The organism is Microbacterium resistens NBRC 103078 (assembly GCF_001552355.1).
Classification (GTDB): domain Bacteria; phylum Actinomycetota; class Actinomycetes; order Actinomycetales; family Microbacteriaceae; genus Microbacterium; species Microbacterium resistens.
In genome coordinates, this window is the sequence record NZ_BCRA01000015.1 from 23,718 (window position 1) to 45,560 (window position 21,843).

The following is a 21,843-nucleotide window of genomic DNA, read 5'->3' on the forward strand; positions in this document are numbered from 1 at the left end:
ATCGTGCCCCTCGTGGCATCCTTTCAGGTCGTTTCGCTAGTCTGAAACGTCGAGCGGAGATCCCGGGCGTCCGCCGGCGGATCACGGAGGAGACTTTTCGTGCGTTTTGTATGGGCCGTCCTGGCCTTCGTGCTGGCTGCGGTCCTCATCGGGACCGGTATCGCGCAGCGGAGCATCTTCCTCGGCCCGAAGGACGTGACCGCGGAGCTGTCCGTCGACCAGCCTCAGCGCTACACGATGATCGACGGTGAGGTGCTCCGCTCCCACCCGGGCGAGCAGACCCTGGTGGCGCACGGCGACGGCACGATCTTCGTGGCCCAGGCGCGCACCGCCGACCTCGAGGCCTGGCTGTCCGACGTGCCCTACAACCGGATCGCCCTCGACGACGCGGGCGAGCCGGCGGCGACGGTCGTGGAGCCGGAGGAGTCGACCGATGCCGCAGCCGGTTCCGCCGACGGGCGCGACCCGGCGGGCTCGGACCTGTGGCTGGACGAGCTCACCGACGAGAACGCCTTGATCGACCGCATGCAGATCCCGGACGGCGTGAGCGTTCTCCTCGCCTCCGACGGCACGGCCGAGGCGCCGGCGGACGTGGCGGTCTCCTGGCCCCTCGACAACGCCACGCCCTGGGCCGGCCCGCTGATGGTGGCCGGTGGCGTCTTCGCGCTGCTCGGGCTGATCCTCTACATCCTCGCCGTGCGTCACTCCCGCCGCGGCAAGGGACCGCGGCGCAAGGGCCCGCCGCCGATGCCGCCGACCGAGCCGATCGAGCTCGCCCGCGGCCGGACGGGGGCCATCGACACGGGGGCGTCGTCGGACGCCTCCCGGGCCGAGCGCTCGGCTGCGCCTCGTCCCCGCGTGCGTCGGGCTTTGCTCGTGGTTCCCGCGATGGGTCTGTCCGCGGCGCTCCTGTCCGGGTGCACGCCCGACGCCTGGCCGCAGTTCACCGCCTCGCCGACGCCGACGCCCACCCCGACCGCCACGCCCGACGGGACCCAACAGGCGCCGGCCGTCACCGAGACGCAGGCGGCACGCATCCTGGAGAACCTCGCCGCGACGGTCGCAGAGGCGGACGAGAAGCGCGATGCGACGCTCGCGGCCACGCGTCTGTCGGGGGCGGCCCTGGCCGAGCGCGAGACCGCGTACACCGTGCGCGGCACCGTGGCGGACTTCGCCCTCCCGGCCACGATCCCGCCGGAGAAGGTGCGCATCCTCGTGCCCCAGGCCTACGACTCCTGGCCGCGCACGACCATGATGCTCGTCGAGCACGGTTCCGACGAGACCGTGCCGCCGCTGATCCTCACGATGACGCAGGCCGACCCGTGGTCGAACTACACGGTCGGATACGTCTCCGAGATGCAGGCCTCCGCGAAGCTCCCGGACATGGCTCCGGCCTGGCTCGGCGCGAAGCTCACGCCGCCGGACTCGCCGTTCCTCACCGTGGCCCCGGACAAGCTCGGCGAGACGTTCGCCGACGTCGTCGACAACGGGGAGAAGAGCGCCGCGTACGACCAGTTCGACGAGACCTCGCTCGCGTTCGTCAAGGCCGTGAACGACAGTCGCGCCTCGGTCACCCAGGACCTGATCGACGCCGGGGCGGAGACGACCTCGGCCGCCGCGTTCGACGCCGTCGCCGGGGACGAGGAGCCGGTCGCGATCTCCACGATCGACAGCGGAGCGATCGTCGCGGTCACGGTCGATGACATCCAGTCCGTCACGCCGACCCAGGAGGGCGTGGACATCCGGACTGCGGAGAACTCCACGACGGCGGTCCTCGCCGGCGCGGCCACCTCGGCCACCGGGTTCCGCACGACCTACAGCATGCAGCTCTTCTTCGCCGTGCCCGCTCAGGGCTCTACGTCCCCGATCACCCTGCTCGCTGCCACGCAGCAGCTGCTCTCCGTGGAGGTCATCCCGTGACCGACATCTCCGCCGCCGCGCTGCGCGGCGCCGTCGACCTGTCCTCGCTGCGCAACCGTCCCGCGTCGCCGGCACCGGGGGAGGCGCCGTCCGGCGCCGCGTCCGGCACCCTCGTCGTGGACGTCACCGACGCCACCTTCGGAAGCGTCCTCGAGCTCTCGCGCACCGTCCCGGTGGTCGTGGACCTCTGGGCGGAGTGGTGCGGCCCCTGCAAGCAGCTCAGCCCGATCCTGGAGAAGGTCGTGACGGAGCTGGCGGGGCGCCTGGTGCTCGCGAAGGTGGACGTCGACGCCAACCCGCAGCTCGCGCAGAGCTTCCGCGCCCAGTCGATCCCGATGGTCGTGGCCCTCGTCGCCGGGCAGCCCGTGCCGCTGTTCACGGGCGCGGTCCCGGAGCAGCAGGTGCGGGACGTCTTCGACCAGCTCCTCGCCCTGGCGGCGCAGAACGGCGTCACCGGATCGGTCCCCGTGGACGGCGGCGGGCGCGCGGAGGGTGAGACGGCCGCTCCCGAGGAGCCGCCGCTGCCGCCGCTGCACCAGGCGGCCTTCGACGCGATCGAGGCGGGGGACTTCGCCGCCGCCATCGCGGCCTACGAGAAGGCACTGGCGGAGAACCCTCGGGACGAGGACGCGCGCGCCGGGCTCGGTCAGGTCCGGCTGCTGCACCGCACGCAGGGTCTCGACCTCACCGCGGTGCGCGAGGCGGCGGCTGCCGCTCCCGGCGACGTGGACGCCCAGTTCGCCGTCGCGGACCTGGACATCGCCGGCGGACACGTCCAGGACGCCTTCGACCGGCTCCTGGACCTGTTCACGGCCGTGCAGGGGGACGACCGCGGCCGCGTCCGCGAGCGCCTCGTCGAGCTCTTCGGCCTCGTCGGGGACGCCGACGAGCGGGTGGTCTCCGCACGCAAGCGGCTGGCGACCCTCCTGTTCTGAGCCGGCTCGCCCGAGCCGTTCCCGCGGAGCCGTCGCCCGCGGCGTCAGGCCCCGGGCTCGTCGTCGTGCTCGGCGAGCAGACGACGCGGGCCCGGGCCCTCGTCGGACAGCGCATCCTCGGGATTGAGGATCCGGCATCGGCGCAACGACAGGCAGCCGCACCCGATGCAGCCGGTCAGCTCCGCCTCCAGGCGCTCGATCTCCCGGCGACGCTCCTCGAGGTGCGCGTGCCACCGTGCCGAGATGCGCGCCCAGTCGCGCTTGCCGGGCATCCGGTCCTCGGGGAGCTCGGCGAAGACCTCCGCGATCTCGGTGAGGGGGATGCCGAGCCGTCGCGCGAACAGAAGCAGCGACAGGCGCCGCAGCATGTGCCGCGGATACCGTCGCTGGTTGCCCGCGGTGCGTTCGGAGCGGATGAGACCCTGCTCTTCGTAGAAGCGCACGGCGGAGGTGGCGACGCCGGCCCTCGCCGCGAGGTCGCCGATGGTCATGAGGTCTGTCGGTGTGCGCACGGAGCTCCTTGACTTCAAGGACACTTGAAGTTCTACGGTAGATCACCGTGAGCACAGAAACCAGTGAAATCCCCGTCGCCGCGCCGCCGGAGGTCGTCCAGGACCGCTGGCGGGACCTGTTCTCGGGCCGCCGGCTGGCCGTGTCCGCAGTCCTCGCCGGGGGCGTCGGCCTGTACGCGATGAACCTCTTCATCGCCGCGGCCCTGATGCCGTCGATCGTCCAGGACCTCGGCGGGAGCGCCTACTACGCCTGGGCCGCCACCGGGTTCCTCCTCGCGGCGGTGATCTCCTCGATGCTCGTCAGCCGCATCCTCGGGGCATGGGGAGCGGCGGCGTCCTACGCGGTCGGCTTCCTCGTCTTCGCCGCCGGCGCCGTCCTGAGCGCGCTGGCCCCGACCATGGGCCTGTTCATCGCGGGCCGGGTGATCCAGGGGCTCGGCGGGGGTCTGCTCGCAGGACTCGGGTACGCCGTGATCCGCACCGCCCTGCCGCCCGCGCTGTGGACCCGCGCGGCGGGCCTGGTCTCGGCGATGTGGGGCGTGGGCACTCTCGTCGGCCCGAGCGTCGGCGGGCTGTTCGCCGAGCTGCACGCGTGGCCGTGGGCGTTCGCGGCCCTCGCCGCCGTGGCCGTGGTCCTCGCCATCGCGAGCACCCGCGTGCTCCCGGGGCCGGACCGATCCGCCGACGCGCGGATGTCGGTCCCGTACGCGTCGCTGGTCCTGTTGACGCTCGCCGCGGCGGCGTTCAGCATGTCGTCCGTGGTCCCGGCCGGCCCCGCCGTCGCCGCGGCGCTCGCTCTCGGAGCCGTCCTCCTGGTGGTGTTCCTCGTCGTCGACGCCCGATCGGCGTCCGGTGTGCTCCCGAAGCTGACGTACCAGCGCAGGAACCCGCTGAAGTGGGTGTACCTGACGGTCGCGCTGATCTGCGCGGGTGTGATGACGGAGAACTTCATCCCGCTCTTCGGGCAGGAGCTCGCGTCGCTGTCGCCCCTGATGGCCGGATTCCTCGGGGCCGCTCTGTCGATCGGCTGGGTCGGTGCCCAGCTGTTCAGCGTGTCGCTCCCGGACCGGACGGTCGGAGCCGTGCTGCGATGCGCTCCGCTCCTGCTCACCGGCGGCCTCGTGCTGTTCGGCGTGCTGCTGCACGACGGTGCGGACATCGGCCGGGTCATCGGCTGGGCCCTGGCCCTGCTCGTGGCCGGAGCCGGGATCGGCCTCGCCTTCCCCCATCTCGGCGTCGCGGCGATGCGCAGCTCCGCGGACGCAGCGGTCGGCGCTCAGGCGGCCGCGGCGCTGTCGACCACGCAGCTGATCGCCAACACGATCGCCTCCGCGCTCGGCGGGACGTTCGTGAGCTTCGGAGCGAGTGCGCTGGGCTCGGCCCAGTGGATGGTCTTCGGGCTCGCGGCGCTGACGGCCGTGGCCATCCTCACCGCCCAGGGCGTGCGGCGACGCTGACCGTCAGGTGAGCCGGCCCGCGCGCGGCAGGTGCGGGTCGCGGACGTGACGCAGCCACAGCGTCGACAGCGCCGGGAGCGTCAGCGTCGCCCGGGCGGGGCCGTCCTCACGGTCCAGGGCGTAGACCGAGCCCAGGTTGCCCGCCCCGGACCCGCCGAACTCGGCGGCGTCCGTGTTGAGCACCTCGGTCCACGTGCCGGGGACCGGCAGATCCAGCGGGACGCCGGTCCTCGTCACGCCCGCGAAGTTGCTGATCACCGCGAGCTGGCCGCCGTGTGCGTCCCGGCGCACGAACGCCACGACGCTCGGGTCCCACTCCGGAGCGCCGATGCGGGTGAAGGAGGTGGCGTCGTCGTCGCGCTCCCACAGCGGTGCGTGGGACCGGTACGTCCGGTTGAGCGCGGCCACGAACTGCTCCAGCTGCGCATGCGAGGGCTGGTCCCGCAGCCACCAGTCCAGGCCCCGCGACTCGGACCACTCGGCGAGCTGCCCGAACTCCTGACCCATGAACAGCAGGTTCTTGCCCGGATGCCCCCACATGTACCCGAGGTAGGCGCGCACGTTCGCGAGCTTCGCCGCGTGGTCGCCGGGCATCTTGGACAGGAGGCTTCCCTTCCCGTGGACGACCTCGTCGTGGCTGATCGGCAGGATGTAGTTCTCGCCGAAGGCGTAGACGAACGAGAACGTCATCTCGCCCTGGTGGTGGCCGCGATAGAGGGGGTCGCGATGGATGTACTCCAGCGAGTCGTTCATCCAGCCCATGTTCCACTTGAACCCGAATCCGAGACCGGCGTGGTCGGTCGGCGTGGTCACGCCGGGGAAGCTCGTGGACTCCTCCGCGATCATGAGGACGCCGGGGTTCCGACGGTACGCGGTCGCGTTGACCTCCTGCAGGAAGCGGATCGCCTCCAGGTTCTCCCGGCCGCCGTGCACGTTCGGCTCCCACTCGCCGTCCCGGCGCGAGTAGTCGAGATAGAGCATCGAGGCCACCGCGTCCACGCGCAGCCCGTCGGCGTGGAACTCCTCCAGCCAGTACAGCGCGTTGGCGACGAGGAAGTTGCGCACCTCGTCACGGCCGTAGTCGAAGATCAGCGTGCCCCAGTCCTGATGCTCGCCGCGTCGTGGGTCGGGGTGCTCGTAGACCGGCTCCCCGTCGAAGCGCGCCAGCGCGAAGGAGTCCTTCGGGAAGTGGCCCGGGACCCAGTCGAGGATCACACCGATGCCGGCCTGGTGAAGCCGGTCGATCAGATAGCGCAGGTCGTCGGGCGTGCCGTACCGGCGGGTCGGCGCGTAGTAGCCGGTGACCTGATAGCCCCAGGAGCCGCCGAAGGGGTGCTCGGCCACCGGCATGAACTCCACGTGCGTGAAGCCGGTCGCCGTGACGTGCCCGATGAGCTCGTCCGCGAGCGCGCGGTAGCCCAGCCCCGGGCGCCACGAGCCCAGGTGCACCTCGTACACCGACAGGGGCTGGGCGACCGCGTGGGTGGCGGCGCGACGGGTCATCCACGCCCCGTCCTGCCAGGTGTGCGCGGACGCGGTGACCACGGATGCGGTCGCGGGCGGCTCCTCGGCGAGCTGGGCCATGGGGTCGGCCTTGAGGATCCAGTCCCCGGCGCGGGTGAGGATCTCGTACTTGTACCGCGTTCCCGGCTCCACGTCGGGGATGAACAGCTCCCAGACGCCGCTGGCGCCCATCGAGCGCATGGCGTGCAGACGGCCGTCCCAGCCGTTGTGGTCGCCGACCACGCGGACTGCTCGGGCGTGCGGAGCCCAGACCGCGAACGCCGTTCCCGGGTCGCCCTCGAAGATCCGATGGTGGGCGCCGAGCGCCTCCCACAGCCTCTCGTGCCGTCCTTCGCGGATCAGGTGCAGGTCCAGTTCGCCGACGGTCGGCGTGTGGCGGTAGGGATCGGCGACCACCCACTCCGATCCGTCCTCGTACGCGGCGGAGATCCGGTACGGCCCGACGGACCCGCGGACCCTGCCCTCCCAGATGCCGTCCCCGACGTGGGCCAGCGGCACCTCCCCGCCGTCCGAGAGCAGGACCGTGACGCTCTCCGCGAGGGGGCGAAGCGCCCGGACGACGGTGGTGAGGCGGCCGTCGGCCTCGGGCTCGGGATGCGCTCCGAGGATCGAATGCGGGTCGTGGTGGGTTCCCCCGGCCACGGACTCGCGGATGGCGGGTTCGACGGTGATCATGATCCCAGCTCCCTCACTCTCAGGATGTGGACCGGCTCGGTGAAGGCATCGAGTCGCACGTAGTCGTGGTCGGTCCAGGTCCAGACGGCACCGGTCAGGAGGTCCTCGACCTCGAACGGGTCGCCCGGCTCGACGCCCCAGACGCGGGTGTCGAGGTGGACGGTCGTCTGACGCACGGAGTGGGGGTCGACGTTGACGACGACGATGATCGTGTCGGCGTCTCCCGTACCCGTGAACGCGGCATCGAGATGCTTCGAGTACACGAGGATCGCGTCGTCGTCGCTCCAGTGCACGCGGAGGTTGCGGAGCTGGCGGAGCGCAGGGTGCGCACGGCGGATCTCGTTGAGCCGGCGCAGGTAGGGTGCCAGCGAGTCGCCGGCCTCCTCGGCGCCCGCCCAGTCCCGCAGCTTGTACTCGTACTTCTCGTTGTCGACGTTCTCCTCGGACCCCGGGCGGGCGACGTTCTCGAACAGCTCGAAGCCGGCGTAGACGCCGTAGGTCGGCGCCGCCGTCGCCGCGATGGCCGCGCGGATGCGGTAGGCGGCGCGGCCGCCGAACTGGAGGTACTCCGTGAGGATGTCCGGGGTGTTCACGAAGAGGTTCGGACGGAGGTAGTCCGCCGTCTCCTCCGCGAGGGAGGAGAGGAACTCCTCCAGCTCGGCCTTGGTGTTGCGCCAGGTGAAGTAGGTGTAGCTCTGCTGGAAGCCCACCGCGGCGAGCCCCCGCAGCGGCGCCGGGCGGGTGAAGGCCTCGGCCAGGAAGATCACGTCCGGGTGCTCGGCGTTGACCGTGCGGATCAGCCACTCCCAGAAGCGCAGGGGCTTGGTGTGGGGATTGTCCACCCGGAAGATCCGCACGCCCTGCGCGATCCAGTGCCGCACGATCCGCAGCACCTCGGCGCAGAGCCCGGCCCCGTCCCTGTCGAAGTTCAGCGGATAGATGTCCTGGTACTTCTTCGGCGGGTTCTCCGCGTAGGCGATGGTGCCGTCGGGGAGAGGGGTGAACCACTCCGGGTGCGCGGTCACCCAGGGGTGGTCCGGCGCGGCCTGCAGGGCGAGGTCCAGCGCCACCTCGAGACCCAGCTCCTTCGCCCTCCCCACGAAGTCCCGAAAGTCCTGGAGCGTCCCGAGGTCGGGATGCACCGCGTCGTGCCCGCCCTCCGCGGATCCGACCGCCCAGGGCGATCCCGGGTCGTCGGGACCGGCGACCAGCGTGTTGTTGGGCCCCTTCCGGTGGATCCGCCCGATCGGGTGGATCGGAGGCAGGTAGACGACGTCGAACCCCATGTCGGCGACGGCGGGGAGCCGCTCGGCGGCCGTCCGGAACGTGCCGCTGCGGATCCCTCCGCCCGGAAGGCGCACCGCCCCCTCGGAGCGCGGGAAGAACTCGTACCAGGCGCCGACGCCCGCGCGGGTGCGCTCGACGAGGATCCGCTGCCAGCCGGTGACCGAGTCGAGTTCCGTCAGCGGACGCTGCCGGAACACCGCGGCCAGCTCCGGGTCCGTCGCGACAGCGAGCGCCGCCTCGGCGGGCCCGTCCGGCGCCGCCAGGTCCTCGGCATGAGCGGAGAGCCGGCGGCGCTCGGCGGCCGGGCGGTCCTTCTGCGCGGCGGCGCGCCGGAGCAGATCGGCGCCGAGCATGCGCACCACGGCCGCGTCCACTCCCGCCCGCAGCTTCACCTCGGCCGCGTGGGCCCAGGTGGCGAACTCGTCGGCGAACGCCTCGAAACGGAAGGACCAGGGGCCGAGCTCGTCCAGGGCGACGCAGACCTCGAAGCGGTCCGTGCCGTCGTCGAGCGGCTCCAGCCGATGCAGCGTCTCCGCGCCGTCGGGGGAGAGGAGGCGCAGGTGCACGCCGATCCGGTCGTGGCCCTCGCGGAAGGCGACGACCCGGAACGGGACGACCTCGCGGGCGAAGGCCTTCGGCAGGAAGCCCCCCGGGACGCTCGGCGAAGGCGCGGCGAGCGGGATCCGCGGGGTCAGCGTGTCGGCGTCGTCCGGTTCGGGAGCGGGCCGCAGCGGGATCTGCGCGGGGCTCCGGAGAGCCTCGGGACGACGAGAGGAACCAGGACGTGGGGCCACACCCCGAACCTACCGCGGCGGGCGGTGCGGGGATAGCGGGTCACTCCGCGCGGAACAGCCGCATGGAGGTCCCGGGGATCGCGATGACCTCGCCGGGGCGGTGCTCCGTGGGATCCTCGGCAGGGCGCTCGTCCGCGCTCGACCACAGCGACACGAACCGGGTGACGCCCTCGATCTCCGGCAGGCGCACGTCGATCGGCGCTTCGGTGCCGTGGACGATCAGCAGGATCCGGTTGAACTCCTCGGTGTCCGGCGTCGAGGAGGCCACGTACTGCAGCGTCCGGTTGCGGGGGTCGTTCCACTGCTCGACCTCCATGGTGTCGCCGTCCTGGTCGTACCAGTCCATGATCGAGGCGTTGGGGATGTGCTCGCCCAGGCGCGCGTACCGGAGCGGGCGCAGCGCCGGGTTCTCCGCACGCAGGCGGGTGAGCAGCGAGACGTGGGCGAGCAGGTCCTGCTGCCACGTCTCGTGCTCCCAGCTCAGCCACGTCAGCGGACCGTCCTGGCAGTACGCGTTGTTGTTGCCGCGCTGGGTGCGGCCGAACTCGTCGCCCGCGGTCAGCATCGGCACGCCGGCGGAGAGCATGAGCGTGCCGAGGAGGTTCCGCATCGCCTTGCGCCGGGCCGCGAGGATGACCGGATCGTCGGTCGGACCCTCGGCTCCGTGGTTGAACGAGCGGTTCATGTCCGCGCCGTCGTGGTTGTCCTCGCCGTTGGCCTCGTTGTGCTTGACGTCGTACGAGACCAGGTCGTGGAGCGTGAAGCCGTCGTGCGCCGTGACGAAGTTGATGCTCGCGAGCGGCCCGCGCTCCTCGCTGTAGGTGTTCGCGGAACCCGCCAGGCGATTGGCGAACCCGCCGATCCCGACGGGGGCGGAGGCGCGGCGGGCGTAGTCGATGTCGCTCAGCCAGAAGTTGCGGACCCGGTCGCGGTAGCGGTCGTTCCACTCGCTCCACCCCGGGGGGAACCCGCCGGTGTGCCAGCCGCCCATTCCGACGTCCCACGGCTCGGCGATGATCTTGGCGTCCGCGAGCACGGGGTCGGTCCGGATGGCCTGCAGAAGCGGGTGGTCCGGGGTGAACTCGTGGGCGGCGTCGCGTCCGAGCGCGACGGCGAGGTCGAAGCGGAATCCGTCCACCTGCATCTCGGTGGTCCAGTAGCGCAGCGAGTCCAGCACGAGCCGCGCGGCGGCGTCGGTCGCCGTGTTCAGCGTGTTGCCGCAGCCCGTCGTGTCGATGTACGCCCCGTCCGGCTGCTGCCGGTAGTAGGACGCGTTGTCGATTCCGCGGAGGCTGGAGCGGGGGCCGCCGATGCCCTCCTCGCTCGTGTGGTTGTAGACCACGTCGAGGATCACCTCCAGACCGGCCTCGTGCAGGAGCCGGACCATCCCCTTGAACTCGGCCAGCACGGCCTCCGGCCCCTCCTTGCGCGACTCCTCGGTCGCGTAGGCGGCGTGCGGGGTGAAGAAGTTCAGGGTGTTGTAGCCCCAGTAGTTGGTGAGCCCGCGCTCCAGCAGGCGCGGCTCCGGGACGAACGCGTGCACCGGGAGCAGCTCGACCGTGGTCACGCCGATCGCTCGGAGGTGCTCGATCATCGCGGGATGCGCGAGGCCCGCGTAGGTGCCGTGGAGCGCGGGCGGAACGCCCGGGTGCCGCTTGGTCAGCCCCTTGACGTGTCCCTCGTAGATCACCGTGCGGTCCAGGGGGATGCGGGGCTTGGCCGTGCCGCCCCAGTCGAACCCGTCCGCGACGACCACCGAGCGCCATTCCGCATACCCGTCGCCCTCGGCGAGGCCGCGGGCGTACGGGTCCAGCAGCAGCGTCTCCGGGTTGAACGTGTTGCCCGGGCTGTGGGCGCCGTTGACGCGGAGCGCGTACCGGGCGCCGGGCGTCAGCAGCTCGGTCGTCACCTCCCAGACCCCGCCGGGCTTGCGCTCCAGCGGAAGCTGGGCCGTCTCCCAGTCGAGGTCGGTCTCGTCGAACACCACGAGCTCGACCGAGCCGGCGTTGCGGGACCAGACGCGGAGCGTGCCGCCGCCGTCATGCAGACGCACGCCGAGGTCGTCGAGCGCCGGACTGCACAGGGCGCATCCCTGCTCATCGGGCACGACGGGCTCGGCGGACACATGCGGACACATGGGTTCCAGAGTACGGCCATCGGCGTGTCGTCGGCGCAACTGCGTCCCAGGTACGCCGCCACCGCGTCTCAGCCGTGCGGATCCCGAACGGCACGGGGGTGCGAGAGTAGTCGTGTGCACTATCTCGACCACGCCGCGACGTCCCCGCTGCGCCCCGAGGCGGCGCAGGAGTGGGTCCGGGCCTCCGCGGTCGTGGGGAACGCCTCGTCCACCCACGGCGCGGGACAGCAGGCGCGCCGGATCCTGGAGGAGTCGCGGGAGCGCCTCGCCGCGGTGCTCGACGCCGATCCGATCGAGGTGGTCTTCACCTCCGGCGGCACCGAGTCGGTCAACCTGGCGCTCCAGGGGCTCTGGAAAGGGCGTGCGGACGACCGGGATGCGGTGATCCTCCCGGACGGGGAGCATCACGCGACGCTGGACACGGTCGCCGCGCTCGCCGCGGACGGCGCCCGCGTCATCCCGGTGCCCGTCGACGGGGTCGGCCGTATCCCGCTCGAGGCGTTCGCCCGCGGGCTCGCGGACGATGGGGCGGTCTTGGCCACGGCTCTCGTCGCGAACAACGAGGTCGGCACGGTGAACGACGCACCGGGCCTGTCTCGGGCCGCCGCGGGGGCGGGCGTCCCGCTGCATCTGGACGCGGTCGCCGCGTTCGGGCACGTCGCGGTGCCGTTCCGCGTCCTGCGCGCGGATGCGCCGGCGGGCGTCGGCCTCGTCGCCATGAGCGTCGCCGGGCACAAGATCGGAGCGCCGGTGGGCACGGGGGCGCTCGTGGTCTCGCGGACCGCGCGGATCGCCCCGCTGCTGCACGGCGGCGGGCAGCAGCGCGGGCTGCGGCCGGGCACGCAGGACATCGCGGGGGCCGCGGCGCTGGCCAGGGCGGCCGAGTGCGCGGAGGAGGAACGTGAGGGGGAGGGGCGGCGACTGCGTGCCCTGCGGGAGCGCCTCGTCCACGGCGTCCTCTCCGCGGTCCCCGGCGCCGTGCTCCTCGGCGACCCGGACGGGGACGGCGACCGGCCGTCCCGGCTCCCCGGCAACGCGAACATCCTCTTCCCCGCGGCGCCGAGCGAGAGCATGCTGCTCCTGCTCGATCAGGCCGGCATCTCCGCGTCCGCGGGATCCGCCTGCCAGGCGGGGGTCGCCGAGCCGTCCCACGTCGTCCAGGCGCTCGGGCGCTCGGAGGCGGAGGCGCGGCGCGTGCTGCGGTTCAGTCTCGGGCGGACGACGGCGGACGAGGACGTCGACGCGGTGACCGCCGTGATCGGCGACGTGCACCGACGCGCGGCCGGGCACCGCTGAGCGACGCTCGTCCGGCCCTCGCCCTGGCGAGCGCTCGTAGACTGGAGACATGCGGATCCTGGCGGCGATGAGCGGTGGCGTGGACTCCGCGGTCGCCGCGGCTCGCGCCGTGGAGGCGGGGCACGACGTCACCGGCGTCCATCTCGCGCTGTCCCGGGCCGGCGGCACGCTGCGCACCGGCAGCCGGGGATGCTGCACGATCGAGGACGCGATGGACGCCCGCCGCGCCGCGGACCGGCTCGGCATCCCGTTCTACGTCTGGGACTTCTCCGAGCGCTTCCGGGACGACGTCATCGAGGACTTCGTCTCCGAGTACCGCGCCGGACGCACCCCGAACCCGTGTCTGCGCTGCAACGAGAAGATCAAGTTCGCGGCGCTCCTGGAGCGCGCGCTGGAGCTCGGCTTCGACGCGGTCTGCACCGGGCACTACGCGACCCTGGTCGACGGGGAGGACGGTCTCGAGCTGCACCGGGCGTCGGACGCCGCCAAGGACCAGTCCTACGTCCTCGGCGTGCTCACCGCGCAGCAGCTCGCCCACACGCTGTTCCCGCTGGGCTCGACCCCCTCGAAGGCCCTCGTCCGCGCCGAGGCGGCCGAGCGCGGGCTCAGCGTCGCGCAGAAGCCGGACAGCCACGACATCTGCTTCATCCCGGACGGCGACACCCGCGGCTGGCTCGCCGAGAAGGTGGGCAGCGCCGAGGGCGACATCGTCGATCGCTCGGGCGCCGTGGTGGGCTCCCACGACGGCGCGCACGCGTTCACCGTCGGCCAGCGCCGCGGGCTGCGCCTGGGCGTCCCGGCGCCGGACGGCAAGCCGCGCTTCGTCCTCGAGGTCCGCCCGGTGAGCAACACCGTCGTGGTGGGGCCCAAGGAGGCTCTCGCGATCGCGGAGATCTCGGGTCACCGCCGGTCGTGGGCGGGGGCGGCGCCGCACGAGGACGAGTTCGTGTGCGACGTGCAGATCCGCGCGCACGCGGATCCGGTGCCCGCCCGGGCGTTCGTGGGCGAGGACGGGATCCGCGTGGTCCCTGACCGGCCGCTGGACGGCGTGGCCCCCGGGCAGAGCGCGGTGCTCTACGCGGGCACGCGCGTGCTCGGCCAGTTCACGATCGACGCCACGGTGTCCGCGGTCCCCGCCGCCGTCTGACCCGTCGCCGTCCCCCCGCACCCTTCGCTTCCCCGGTCCGCGTGGGTCCGTCCTTCTCCTTCGGCCGAAACCCCCTCTCCGCGCCGAGACCCCCTCTCAGAGTCGTATCTGGGAGGGGGTCTGGGTGGGGAGAGGGGGTCTCGCGGGACCTGCCTCGGTCGATGGCGCAGGGGGAGCCGGGGGAGAGACATTCGGAAAGCGGCCGGGAAGCGTGCAGAGTGCACATCCGATGCGCTCGGGCGTGCAGTATGCACATTTCGCTGGAGGACTGCGCTGACTACGGTGGCCACAACCCGTCCTCCTCCCGAAGGAAACCTCATGGCACGCATGGCGCACACCGATGATTTCGCGCTCTCCCGGGTGACTCCCGACGCGCGCAAGCCCTGGTTCGGGATCGCGGTCCAGCGGTTCGGACAGGTGTCCGCGCTGTCGCAGTTCCTCCTCGGCGCGACCCTGGGCTACAGCATGACCTTCGGCGAGGCGTTCCTCGCGTTCCTCTTCGGCTCGCTCATCCTCGAGGTGATCATGTGCGTGGTCGGCTTCATCGGCCAGCGCGAAGGGCTGAACACGGCGCTGCTGGCCCGCTGGACGGGCTTCGGCGAGATCGGCGCATCGCTCGTCGGCCTGGCGATCGGCATCAGCCTGATCGGCTGGTTCGGCATCCAGTCCGCGATCTCGGCGCAGTCCCTGGACGCGCTCATGCCCGGGGCGCTGCCGGTCTGGGTCTGGAGCCTCATCTTCGGCCTCGCGGTGACGGCGATCGTGGCCTTCGGCTTCGTCGGCATGCAGTGGCTCGCGAACATCACGGTGCCGCTGTTCCTGATCCTGGTCGGCTGGTCCGTGATCAGCGAGCTCACCCGCCACGACCTCGTCGAGCTGGTCACCGGTCCGGCGCCGGGGCCGACGATGAGCGTGTGGGCGGGCACGGGCATCGTCGCGGGCGGCCTCATCGTGGGGGCGATCATCACGGGGGACATGACCCGGTTCAACCGGTCGCGGGCGGACGTCGTGAAGCAGACGGTCGTGGGCGTCTCGCTCGGGGAGTTCGTCATCGGTCTCGCGGGCGTCCTGCTGGCGCACGCGGCGGCGACCGGCGACATCGTCGCCATCGTGACGTCCTCGGTCGGATTCGTGGGCCTGTTCATCGTCCTCACCGGCACGTTGAAGATCAACGACTGGAACCTGTACTCCTCGACCCTCGGCCTGGTGAACTTCATCTCCACCGCCTTCGGCAAGAACCTGCACCGCGTGACGACGACGATCGTCCTCGGCGTCGTCGGATCGGTGCTGGCGGCCGTCGGGATCCTCGGGCAGTTCACCGAGTTCCTCGTCGTGCTGAGCGTCGCGTTCCCGCCGATCGCGGGGATCATGGTCGCGGAGTACTACGTGGTGCGGCGCTGGCGCCCCGCGCTGGACGCGACGCGCGACGCCGGGACGCTGCCCGCGACCGCCCCGCGGATCGTCCCGGCGACGATCGTCGTCTGGCTGGTCTCGTCCCTGGTCGGCTACTTCGTCACCTGGGGCATCCCGTCCCTGCTCAGCCTGTTCCTCTCGATGGTGCTCTACATCGTCGCAGGCAAGCTCGGCTGGGTGCACGGCGTCGGGGTCGCCACCACTCGCCAGGCGGCCTCCGCCGACACCGCGCGCGCCGCGGCCTGACCGATCCCGAATCCTCCACACGAAAGCGAGCACCATGCACATCGGCATCGACGTCGGCGGCACCAACACCGACGCCGTCCTCATGGACGGCACCCGCACCCTGGCCGGGGTGAAGCACTCGACGACCCCGGACGTGACGAGCGGGATCGTCCAGGCGATCGAGGACCTCCGAGCGGGGCACTCGTTCGAGGGCGGGGACATCGACGCGGTCATGATCGGAACCACGCACTTCATCAACGCGCTCGTGCAGGCCAGCCGGCTGGCGCCGACGGCGGCGCTGCGGCTGGGCCTTCCGGCGACCCGGGCCCTCCCGCCCCTCGTGGACTGGCCGGAGGTCCTCGTCGAGGCCACGCAGGCGCGCAGCTACCTCGCGCACGGCGGGTACGAGTTCGACGGTCGTCCGATCTCGCCCCTGGACCCGGAAGAGCTCCGGGCGCACGCGGAGGACATGAAGGCCAACGGGGTGCGCTCGGTCGCGATCTCGTCGGTGTTCAGCCCCGTCAACCACGACCTCGAGACCCAGGCGGCCGAGATCGTCGGCGCGGTGCTGGGGCCGGACGTGGCGATCTCGCTCTCGCACGAGATCGGCCGGATCGGGCTGCTGGAGCGCGAGAACGCCACGATCATCAACGCCGCACTCCGCGAGCTCGCCTCGGAGATCGTCGACGGCCTCACCGCAGCGGTCCGTGCGCAGGGCATCGAGGCGCCGATCTTCCTCAGCCAGAACGACGGCACCCTGATGGACGAGGAGTACGTGCGCCGATACCCGGTGGCCACGTTCGCCTCGGGCCCGACCAACTCCATGCGCGGGGCCGCGGCCACCAGCGGGCTCGCCGACTGCGCGGTGATCGACGTCGGCGGAACGACGGCCGACGTCGGGCTCCTCATCAACGGCTTCCCCCGGGAGACGGCCAACGAGGTGAAGGTCGCGGGGATCCGCACCAACTTCCGGATGCCGGACGTGCTCTCGCTGGGCATCGGCGGGGGCAGCATCGTGGACGAGGAGACGGGGGAGGTCGGCCCCGCCTCCGTCGGCTATCGCCTCACCACCGAGGCGCTCGTCTTCGGCGGCAGCACACTGACCGCGACCGACATCGCGGTGGCGGCCGGGAGGGCCGAGGTGGGCGACGCCTCCAAGGTCGCGCACCTCGACCCCGCGTTCGTCGCGCGCGTGCTCGAGCGCATCGCCGAGCGGGTCTCCGAGGCCGTGGACCGGATGCGCACCTCGCCCGATCCGATCGCGGTCGTCGCCGTCGGCGGCGGATCGATCCTGCTGCCCGACGAGCTGCCGCTGTTCGGGACGGTGCACCGCCCGGAGAACTACGCGGTCGCCAACGCGATCGGGGCCTCGATCGCCCAGGTCGGAGGCGAGATCGACAAGGTCTACGCGATCGCGCCGGGCCGCAGGGACGAGACCATCGCGGAGGTGCGCGCCGAGGCGGTCGACAAGGCGATCGCCGCCGGGGCGAAGCCGTCCACGGTCTCCGTCATCGACTTCGACGAGGTGCCGATCCCGTACCTGCCGGGAAACGCCACGCGGATCCGCGCGAAGGCGGTCGGCGACCTGGACATGGGGGCGTGACATGACCCGGACCATCACGGCAGAGGACATCGACGGACTCGCCCGCGGCGCAGCGGTGCTCGGCACCGGGGGCGGGGGAGACCCGTACATCGGGGCCCTGCTGGCCCGCCAGGCGCTCGGCTCCGGCGAGGTCACGGTGGTCGATCTGGACGACGTCCCGGACGACGCCCTGGTGCTCTTCGTGGCGATGATGGGCGCCCCGACGGTCATGGTCGAGAAGCTGCCCAGTCTGGCCGAGGTCGTCGAACCGGTGCGCGCCCTCGGCGTGCACCTGGGCCGCGCTATCACCCACATCGCCTGTGCGGAGGTCGGCGGGGTCAACTCCACCATCCCGATCGCCGCCGCGGCGGCACTGGGCCTCCCGCTGATCGACGCGGACGGAATGGGGCGGGCGTTCCCCGAACTGCAGATGGTGCTGCCCACCCTCTCCGGCGTGACGGCGTCGCCGCTCGCGTTCAGCGACGAGAAGGGCAACACCGGCGTCCTGCAGACCGTCGACAACTCGTGGACGGAACGCATCGCCCGCGTCGCCTGCGTGGAGATGGGATGCTCCGTCATGATCTCGGGCTTCTCGATGTCGGGGACGCAGGCGCGCACCTCGCTCGTGCGGGGATCGCTCTCGCGCTGCATCGCGATCGGCCAGGCGATCGCCGCCGCACGGGAGGACAAGGCCGACCCGGTCGACGCGGCCCTCATCCTCCTGGGCGGCCGTGAGCTCTTCGACGGCAAGGTCGTGGACGTGCAGCGCGCGACCACGACCGGGTTCGCCCGCGGCCGCGCCCGGATCGACGGGGACGCCGGGACCTCCCTCACGCTGCAGTTCCAGAACGAGCACCTCGTCGCCGAGAAGGACGGCGACGTGCTCGCCACCACACCGGATCTGATCATGGTGCTGGAGGGCGAGTCGGGCGAGCCGATCACCACCGAGGGCCTGCGGTACGGCCAGCGGGTCCGTGTGATCGCCGCGCCCGCGGACGAGCGCTGGCACTCCGCGGAGGCCCTGGCCATGGTGGGCCCCGGGTACTTCGGCTACGACACGCCCGCGCGTCGTTTCGACGGGACGCTCTCGACGGCCGCCGCCACGGAGCCGGTGGCATGAGCTGGCAGCTGACGGCGGCGGATCTGCCGGACCTCGCGCGGGGCGCGACCCTGCTCGGCACCGGCGGGGGCGGCGACCCCTACATCGGCACCATGCTCGTCGAGCGCGTCCTGGGAGACGGCGCAATCACCGTGCTCGACCCGGACGAGCTCGCCGACGACCTGTTCGTCATCCCGACCGCGCAGATGGGCGCGCCCACGGTGATGGTGGAGAAGATCCCGGCGGGCACGGAGCCGACCCTGGCGCTGCGCACCCTGGAGGAGCACCTCGGACGCACGGCCGACGCGACCATGCCGATCGAATGCGGCGGGATCAACTCGATGATCCCCCTCGTCGTCGCTGCCGAGACCGGCCTGCCGGTCGTCGATGCGGACGGCATGGGCCGCGCGTTCCCCGAGCTGTCGATGGAGACCTTCGCGGTCTACGGGGTGCACGGCTCCCCGCTCGCGCTCGCGGGGGAGCGCGGGGAGAGGGTCGTGATCGACACCGGTGACGACGACAGGCAGATGGAATGGCTGGCGCGGGGGATCACGATCCGGCTCGGCGGCGTGGGCCACATCGCGGAGTACGCGATGAGCGGTGCGGACGTGCGCCGCACGGCCGTTCCCCGGACGCTCTCCATGGCGCTGGCGCTGGGGCGGGCGATCCGCCTGGCGCGCGAGGAGCACCGCTCGCCGTTCGCGGCGATCGCCGACACGCTGTCGCGCACCCTCTACGCCCATGTGCGTGAGCTCTGCGTGGGCAAGGTGATCGACGTCGAACGGCGGACGACGGACGGCTTCGCGAAGGGACGCGCGATCATCGCGCCGCTCGGCGATGAGGGCGATCCCTTCGAGATCTCGTTCCAGAACGAGAACCTCGTCGCGCGTCGGGGCGGACGGCTGGTGGCGATCGTGCCGGACCTCATCTGCGTGGTCGACCACGAGAGCGCCGAGCCGGTCACCACCGAGGGGCTCCGCTACGGTCAGCGGGTGCGGGTGCTCGGCATCTCGACGCCGGACATGATGCGCACCCCGGAGGCGCTCGCCGCCTTCGGCCCCTCGGCGTTCGGACTGGACGAGCGGTTCGTTCCCGTGGAGGACCTGGTCGTGGAGGAGCCGACCGCATCGGGCGACCGAGGGTCCACGCTCTAGGCTGGTCCCATGGCGAGCCGGATGGGGCGTGAGGACCTGGCCGCTCTCGGACGCGGCTACGCGCTGCTCGGCTCGGGCGGCGGGGGCTCCACCACCATGCTGGAGCTCATGCTCGCCGGGTCGGGGTCGTGGCCGGTCGAGGCCGCCCTGCCGGAGGAGCTGGATCCCGCGACGCCGTGCCTCGGGGTCGCCTTCGTCGGCGCGACCATGCTGCTCGGGGAACGGATGCCGGGAAGCGATCCGTTCCGTCCGCTGCTGGGCGCGGTCGAGCGCTGGCTCGGACACCCCGTGCCGGCGGTCTGCTCCCTCGAAGGGGGCGGACTGAACGGCCTGGCCCCGCTGCTGCTCGCCGGGTCGCACACGGTGGTCGACGCCGACTGCACGGGGCGTGCCGTGCCGGGCCTCGATCAAATGTCGCTGTTCGTCGACCGGGTGCCCGGGCTGGTGTTCGCCTGCGAGACGGGCGCCGGAGGCGTGGCGCTCGTCGAGGCGGGACGGGCGATCGATGCCGAGCGCGTCGTGCGGGCGGCGATCATCCAGGCGGGAGGCGCGGGAGGGGCCGTGCTCGCGGGGTTCACCGTCGGCGACCTGCGCGAGCACGCGATCCCGGGGCACCTCGCGCACGCCCGCGAGCTGGGACGGGCCTTCGTCCGGTCCTCGGGGCGCTCCCTCGCCGAGCTGGCCGACGCGCTGGGCGCGCGCCTGCTCGCGGAGGGGCGGATCCTCTCGTCCGCACCGTACGCCGCGGATCCGCACGTGAGCGCCGTCGAGGTGTCCGGCACCGACGGGACCGTCCATCGGATCATCACCCGATCCGAGACGCTCGCGCTCGTCAGCGACGGGCGGCTGGTCGCGTCGTCACCCACGGTGATCGTCGTGATCGACGCGGTCTCGCGCGAGATCCTCGAGGTGACCGACCTCTCGCTCGCCCGTCATGTCGCGGTGCTGGCGATCCCGGCCCCGGCCTGGTGGGAGGCGCGGCCCGATCGGGCGCGCCACGTTCGGCCCTCCGCCTACGGGCTCGTCGAACTGGATGCCGCGTGAGCGCGGGCCTGAGCCTGTCGGCGCTGCTCGCGGAGCCGGGCACCGGCGGCCTCCGCCTGATCGCGGGGCCCGCGCAGGCGCAGTGGGAGGCGGTCGCCGTCGAGAGCCGGGAGGAGGATCTGGGCGATCCCGGCACGGGACGCCTCGCGATCCTCATGACGCGGATGCCCGCGACCACGTGGCAGCAGGACGCGATGATCCGGCGGGTGCGGGACCGCGGCTACACCGCTCTCGCCGTCCCCGGCGCGTCGGAGGTCGATCAGGGAGCGCGCCGCCTCGCCGATCGCCTCGGGCTCAGCCTGCTGGACGTGGCCCGGCCGGTCCAGCTCGCGCGGTCCTGCTGGATGCTGATCGAGGCGCGCGACGCCCTCACCCTGGGGCTGGTGCGGAAGGTGGCGCAGTCGTTCGAATACTCCGCGGCGGACCTCGCCGATCTGCTGCGGCATATCGCGGCGAACCTGGGCCGGGGCGTGGCGCTCATCGACCGGACCGGCGTGGTGCTGGAGACGGGCGGGCACCTCCGCGAGGAGCTGCATGCGGCGATCGGGTTCGACTCGTGGACCGACCTGGCCCGTGCCGAGGGCGCGGCGGCGGCGTCCGTCCGCGTCGACAGCCCCGGCCGGACCGGGCTGCGGCTCGCGATCTTCGGGGACGGACTCGGCGAGGCGCAGCTGCAGGCGCTGTCCGTCGCCGCGGAGATCGCGATGCCCGCCATCGCCGCGCGCATCCTCATCGACGAGGTCGCCGCGGTCAACGACGCGGCGGTGTCCTCTGCGCTGCTGCGCGACTTCCTGGATCTCCGCGGCGCGGCGGACGACGACGTCGAGCGACGGATGGCGGAGCGCGGGTGGCGGACCCAGGGGCATCATCTGGGGTTCCACATGGCCGCGCGCGGCCGGCTGGACCCGTTCTCGCTGCTGCGCTCGCTTCGGGCGGGGCTGGGCGCGATCGACGCCGAGGCGCACGCGACGACCGCCGGACGGGGTGTGACCGGCTGGCTGACGTTCGCGCAAGCGCCGGGGCCTGCACGCGTGGAGCGGGCGGTGGCCGCGCTGCGGGAGCTCCACGTCGCGGCGATGCGCGACTTCCCCGTCGCCACCGGGGTGGGCTCGCTGCAGTCCGCCGTCGCCGGGCTGGCCGTGACGCTGGACGAGGCCGGGGATGCGGCGCGCATCGCCGCGGCGCGCTCGGCGACCGGCTGGTTCGTGCGCGTCGACAGCCTCGGGCTGGAGCAGCTGCTGCTGGCGTGGACGGGAAACGATGCGTTCGTGCCGGCGGCCGAGTCGCTGCTCGCCCCGCTGCGCGAGGGCGGGGGAGAGCTGCTGACCACCTTGGCGGCGTACCTGGACCATGAGTCGGGGATCGCCGCGACGGCGTCCGCGCTGGGACTGCACCGCAACACGGTCGCCGTCCGCATCCGCCGGGTGCAGGAGCTGCTCGGCATCGACATGAGCGATCCCGAGGCCCGGCTGGCGCTGCACCTCGCCTGCCGCGCCGTCCGGATTCCCTGAACCCGGTCGTCACGGGACGCCTCCGGGCGCCGAAACCCCCTCTCCCCGCCGAGACCCCCTCCTGAAGTCGTATCTGGGAGGGGGCGTCGGCGAGAGGAGGGGGTTTGGTGGGCAGGGGACGCCGCGCCCGG

15 protein-coding genes are annotated in these 21,843 nt (G+C 72.4%); 11 read left to right on the top strand and 4 right to left on the bottom strand.

Annotated features, from left to right (window positions below; all coding sequences use genetic code 11):
* The first annotated feature begins 99 nt into the window (after nt 1-99).
* On the top strand, nt 100-1,920 hold the full coding sequence (locus MR1_RS03130) for a hypothetical protein (protein ID WP_067243227.1): 1,821 nt from the start codon (nt 100-102) through the stop codon (nt 1,918-1,920).
* Nucleotides 1,917-2,855 (top strand): tetratricopeptide repeat protein, encoded by a 939-nt coding sequence (locus tag MR1_RS03135; protein ID WP_067243228.1) that lies wholly within the window; start codon nt 1,917-1,919, stop codon nt 2,853-2,855. The genes MR1_RS03130 and MR1_RS03135 overlap by 4 nt, the downstream gene beginning before the upstream one ends.
* A 44-nt stretch (nt 2,856-2,899) precedes the next feature.
* Here the strand turns inward: MR1_RS03135 and soxR are convergent, their stop codons facing one another.
* Nucleotides 2,900-3,346, bottom strand: coding sequence for a redox-sensitive transcriptional activator SoxR (gene soxR, locus MR1_RS03140; RefSeq protein WP_067243229.1), 447 nt, complete (start codon nt 3,344-3,346; stop codon nt 2,900-2,902).
* 68 nt (nt 3,347-3,414) lie between these two features.
* On the opposite strand from soxR, the gene MR1_RS03145 reads away from it, so the two are divergent.
* Nucleotides 3,415-4,824 carry an MFS transporter gene (locus tag MR1_RS03145; protein ID WP_217996173.1) on the top strand — a complete coding sequence of 470 codons (1,410 nt, stop codon included), beginning with the start codon at nt 3,415-3,417 and terminating at the stop codon, nt 4,822-4,824.
* 3 nt (nt 4,825-4,827) lie between these two features.
* Here the strand turns inward: MR1_RS03145 and glgB are convergent, their stop codons facing one another.
* The 3 genes from glgB to glgX are packed head-to-tail and all read right to left on the bottom strand — an operon-like array spanning nt 4,828 to nt 11,241.
* Complete coding sequence (gene glgB / locus MR1_RS03150) at nt 4,828-7,023, bottom strand: 1,4-alpha-glucan branching protein GlgB (protein ID WP_067243230.1); 2,196 nt, start codon at nt 7,021-7,023, stop codon at nt 4,828-4,830.
* A complete protein-coding gene (locus MR1_RS03155) occupies nt 7,020-9,104 on the bottom strand; it encodes a maltotransferase domain-containing protein (protein WP_084344329.1) in 2,085 nt (694 codons plus the stop codon). Before MR1_RS03155 ends, glgB begins: the two co-directional genes overlap by 4 nt.
* 40 nt (nt 9,105-9,144) lie before the next feature.
* On the bottom strand, nt 9,145-11,241 hold the full coding sequence (glgX, locus tag MR1_RS03160) for a glycogen debranching protein GlgX (RefSeq protein WP_084344330.1): 2,097 nt from the start codon (nt 11,239-11,241) through the stop codon (nt 9,145-9,147).
* Between the two features lie 114 nt (nt 11,242-11,355).
* Between glgX and MR1_RS03165 the strand changes: the two genes are divergently transcribed.
* The 8 genes from MR1_RS03165 (at nt 11,356) to MR1_RS03200 (ending at nt 21,712) form a co-directional block, all read left to right on the top strand.
* A complete protein-coding gene (locus MR1_RS03165; RefSeq protein ID WP_067243231.1) occupies nt 11,356-12,537 on the top strand; it encodes a cysteine desulfurase family protein in 1,182 nt (393 codons plus the stop codon).
* Between the two features lie 49 nt (nt 12,538-12,586).
* Nucleotides 12,587-13,684: a tRNA 2-thiouridine(34) synthase MnmA gene (mnmA, locus tag MR1_RS03170; RefSeq protein WP_157517879.1), complete on the top strand. Its 1,098-nt coding sequence runs from the start codon at nt 12,587-12,589 to the stop codon at nt 13,682-13,684.
* Nucleotides 13,685-14,002: 318 nt separating this feature from the next.
* A complete protein-coding gene (locus tag MR1_RS03175; RefSeq protein WP_067243232.1) occupies nt 14,003-15,343 on the top strand; it encodes a purine-cytosine permease family protein in 1,341 nt (446 codons plus the stop codon).
* A gap of 34 nt (nt 15,344-15,377) precedes the next feature.
* Nucleotides 15,378-16,925, top strand: a complete 1,548-nt coding sequence (locus tag MR1_RS03180; RefSeq protein ID WP_067243233.1) for a hydantoinase/oxoprolinase N-terminal domain-containing protein — start codon at nt 15,378-15,380, stop codon at nt 16,923-16,925.
* 1 nt (nt 16,926) lies between these two features.
* Entirely contained in the window at nt 16,927-18,024 is a 1,098-nt protein-coding gene (locus MR1_RS03185) for a DUF917 domain-containing protein (protein ID WP_067243234.1), read from the top strand.
* Nucleotides 18,021-19,157 carry a DUF917 domain-containing protein gene (locus tag MR1_RS03190; protein WP_067243235.1) on the top strand — a complete coding sequence of 379 codons (1,137 nt, stop codon included), beginning with the start codon at nt 18,021-18,023 and terminating at the stop codon, nt 19,155-19,157. The genes MR1_RS03185 and MR1_RS03190 overlap by 4 nt, the downstream gene beginning before the upstream one ends.
* A 9-nt stretch (nt 19,158-19,166) precedes the next feature.
* Entirely contained in the window at nt 19,167-20,201 is a 1,035-nt protein-coding gene (locus tag MR1_RS03195; RefSeq protein ID WP_084344332.1) for an S-methyl thiohydantoin desulfurase domain-containing protein, read from the top strand.
* The gene (locus MR1_RS03200) at nt 20,198-21,712 is read left to right on the top strand and encodes a PucR family transcriptional regulator (RefSeq protein ID WP_067243236.1); all 1,515 of its coding nucleotides are present in this window, start codon (nt 20,198-20,200) and stop codon (nt 21,710-21,712) included. Before MR1_RS03195 ends, MR1_RS03200 begins: the two co-directional genes overlap by 4 nt.
* Nucleotides 21,713-21,843: the final 131 nt, after the last annotated feature.

Excerpts from the sequence above, each read along its gene's own strand:
- MR1_RS03180 (WP_067243233.1), top strand. The coding sequence starts at position 15,378 with ATGCACATCGGCATCGACGTCGGCGGCACCAACACCGACGCCGTCCTC.
- glgX (WP_084344330.1), bottom strand. The coding sequence starts at position 11,241 with ATGTGTCCGCATGTGTCCGCCGAGCCCGTCGTGCCCGATGAGCAGGGA.
- soxR (WP_067243229.1), bottom strand. The coding sequence starts at position 3,346 with ATGACCATCGGCGACCTCGCGGCGAGGGCCGGCGTCGCCACCTCCGCC.
- MR1_RS03175 (WP_067243232.1), top strand. The coding sequence starts at position 14,003 with ATGGCACGCATGGCGCACACCGATGATTTCGCGCTCTCCCGGGTGACT.
- MR1_RS03190 (WP_067243235.1), top strand. The coding sequence starts at position 18,021 with ATGAGCTGGCAGCTGACGGCGGCGGATCTGCCGGACCTCGCGCGGGGC.
- MR1_RS03195 (WP_084344332.1), top strand. The coding sequence starts at position 19,167 with ATGGCGAGCCGGATGGGGCGTGAGGACCTGGCCGCTCTCGGACGCGGC.
- MR1_RS03185 (WP_067243234.1), top strand. The coding sequence starts at position 16,927 with ATGACCCGGACCATCACGGCAGAGGACATCGACGGACTCGCCCGCGGC.
- mnmA (WP_157517879.1), top strand. The coding sequence starts at position 12,587 with ATGCGGATCCTGGCGGCGATGAGCGGTGGCGTGGACTCCGCGGTCGCC.
- glgB (WP_067243230.1), bottom strand. The coding sequence starts at position 7,023 with ATGATCACCGTCGAACCCGCCATCCGCGAGTCCGTGGCCGGGGGAACC.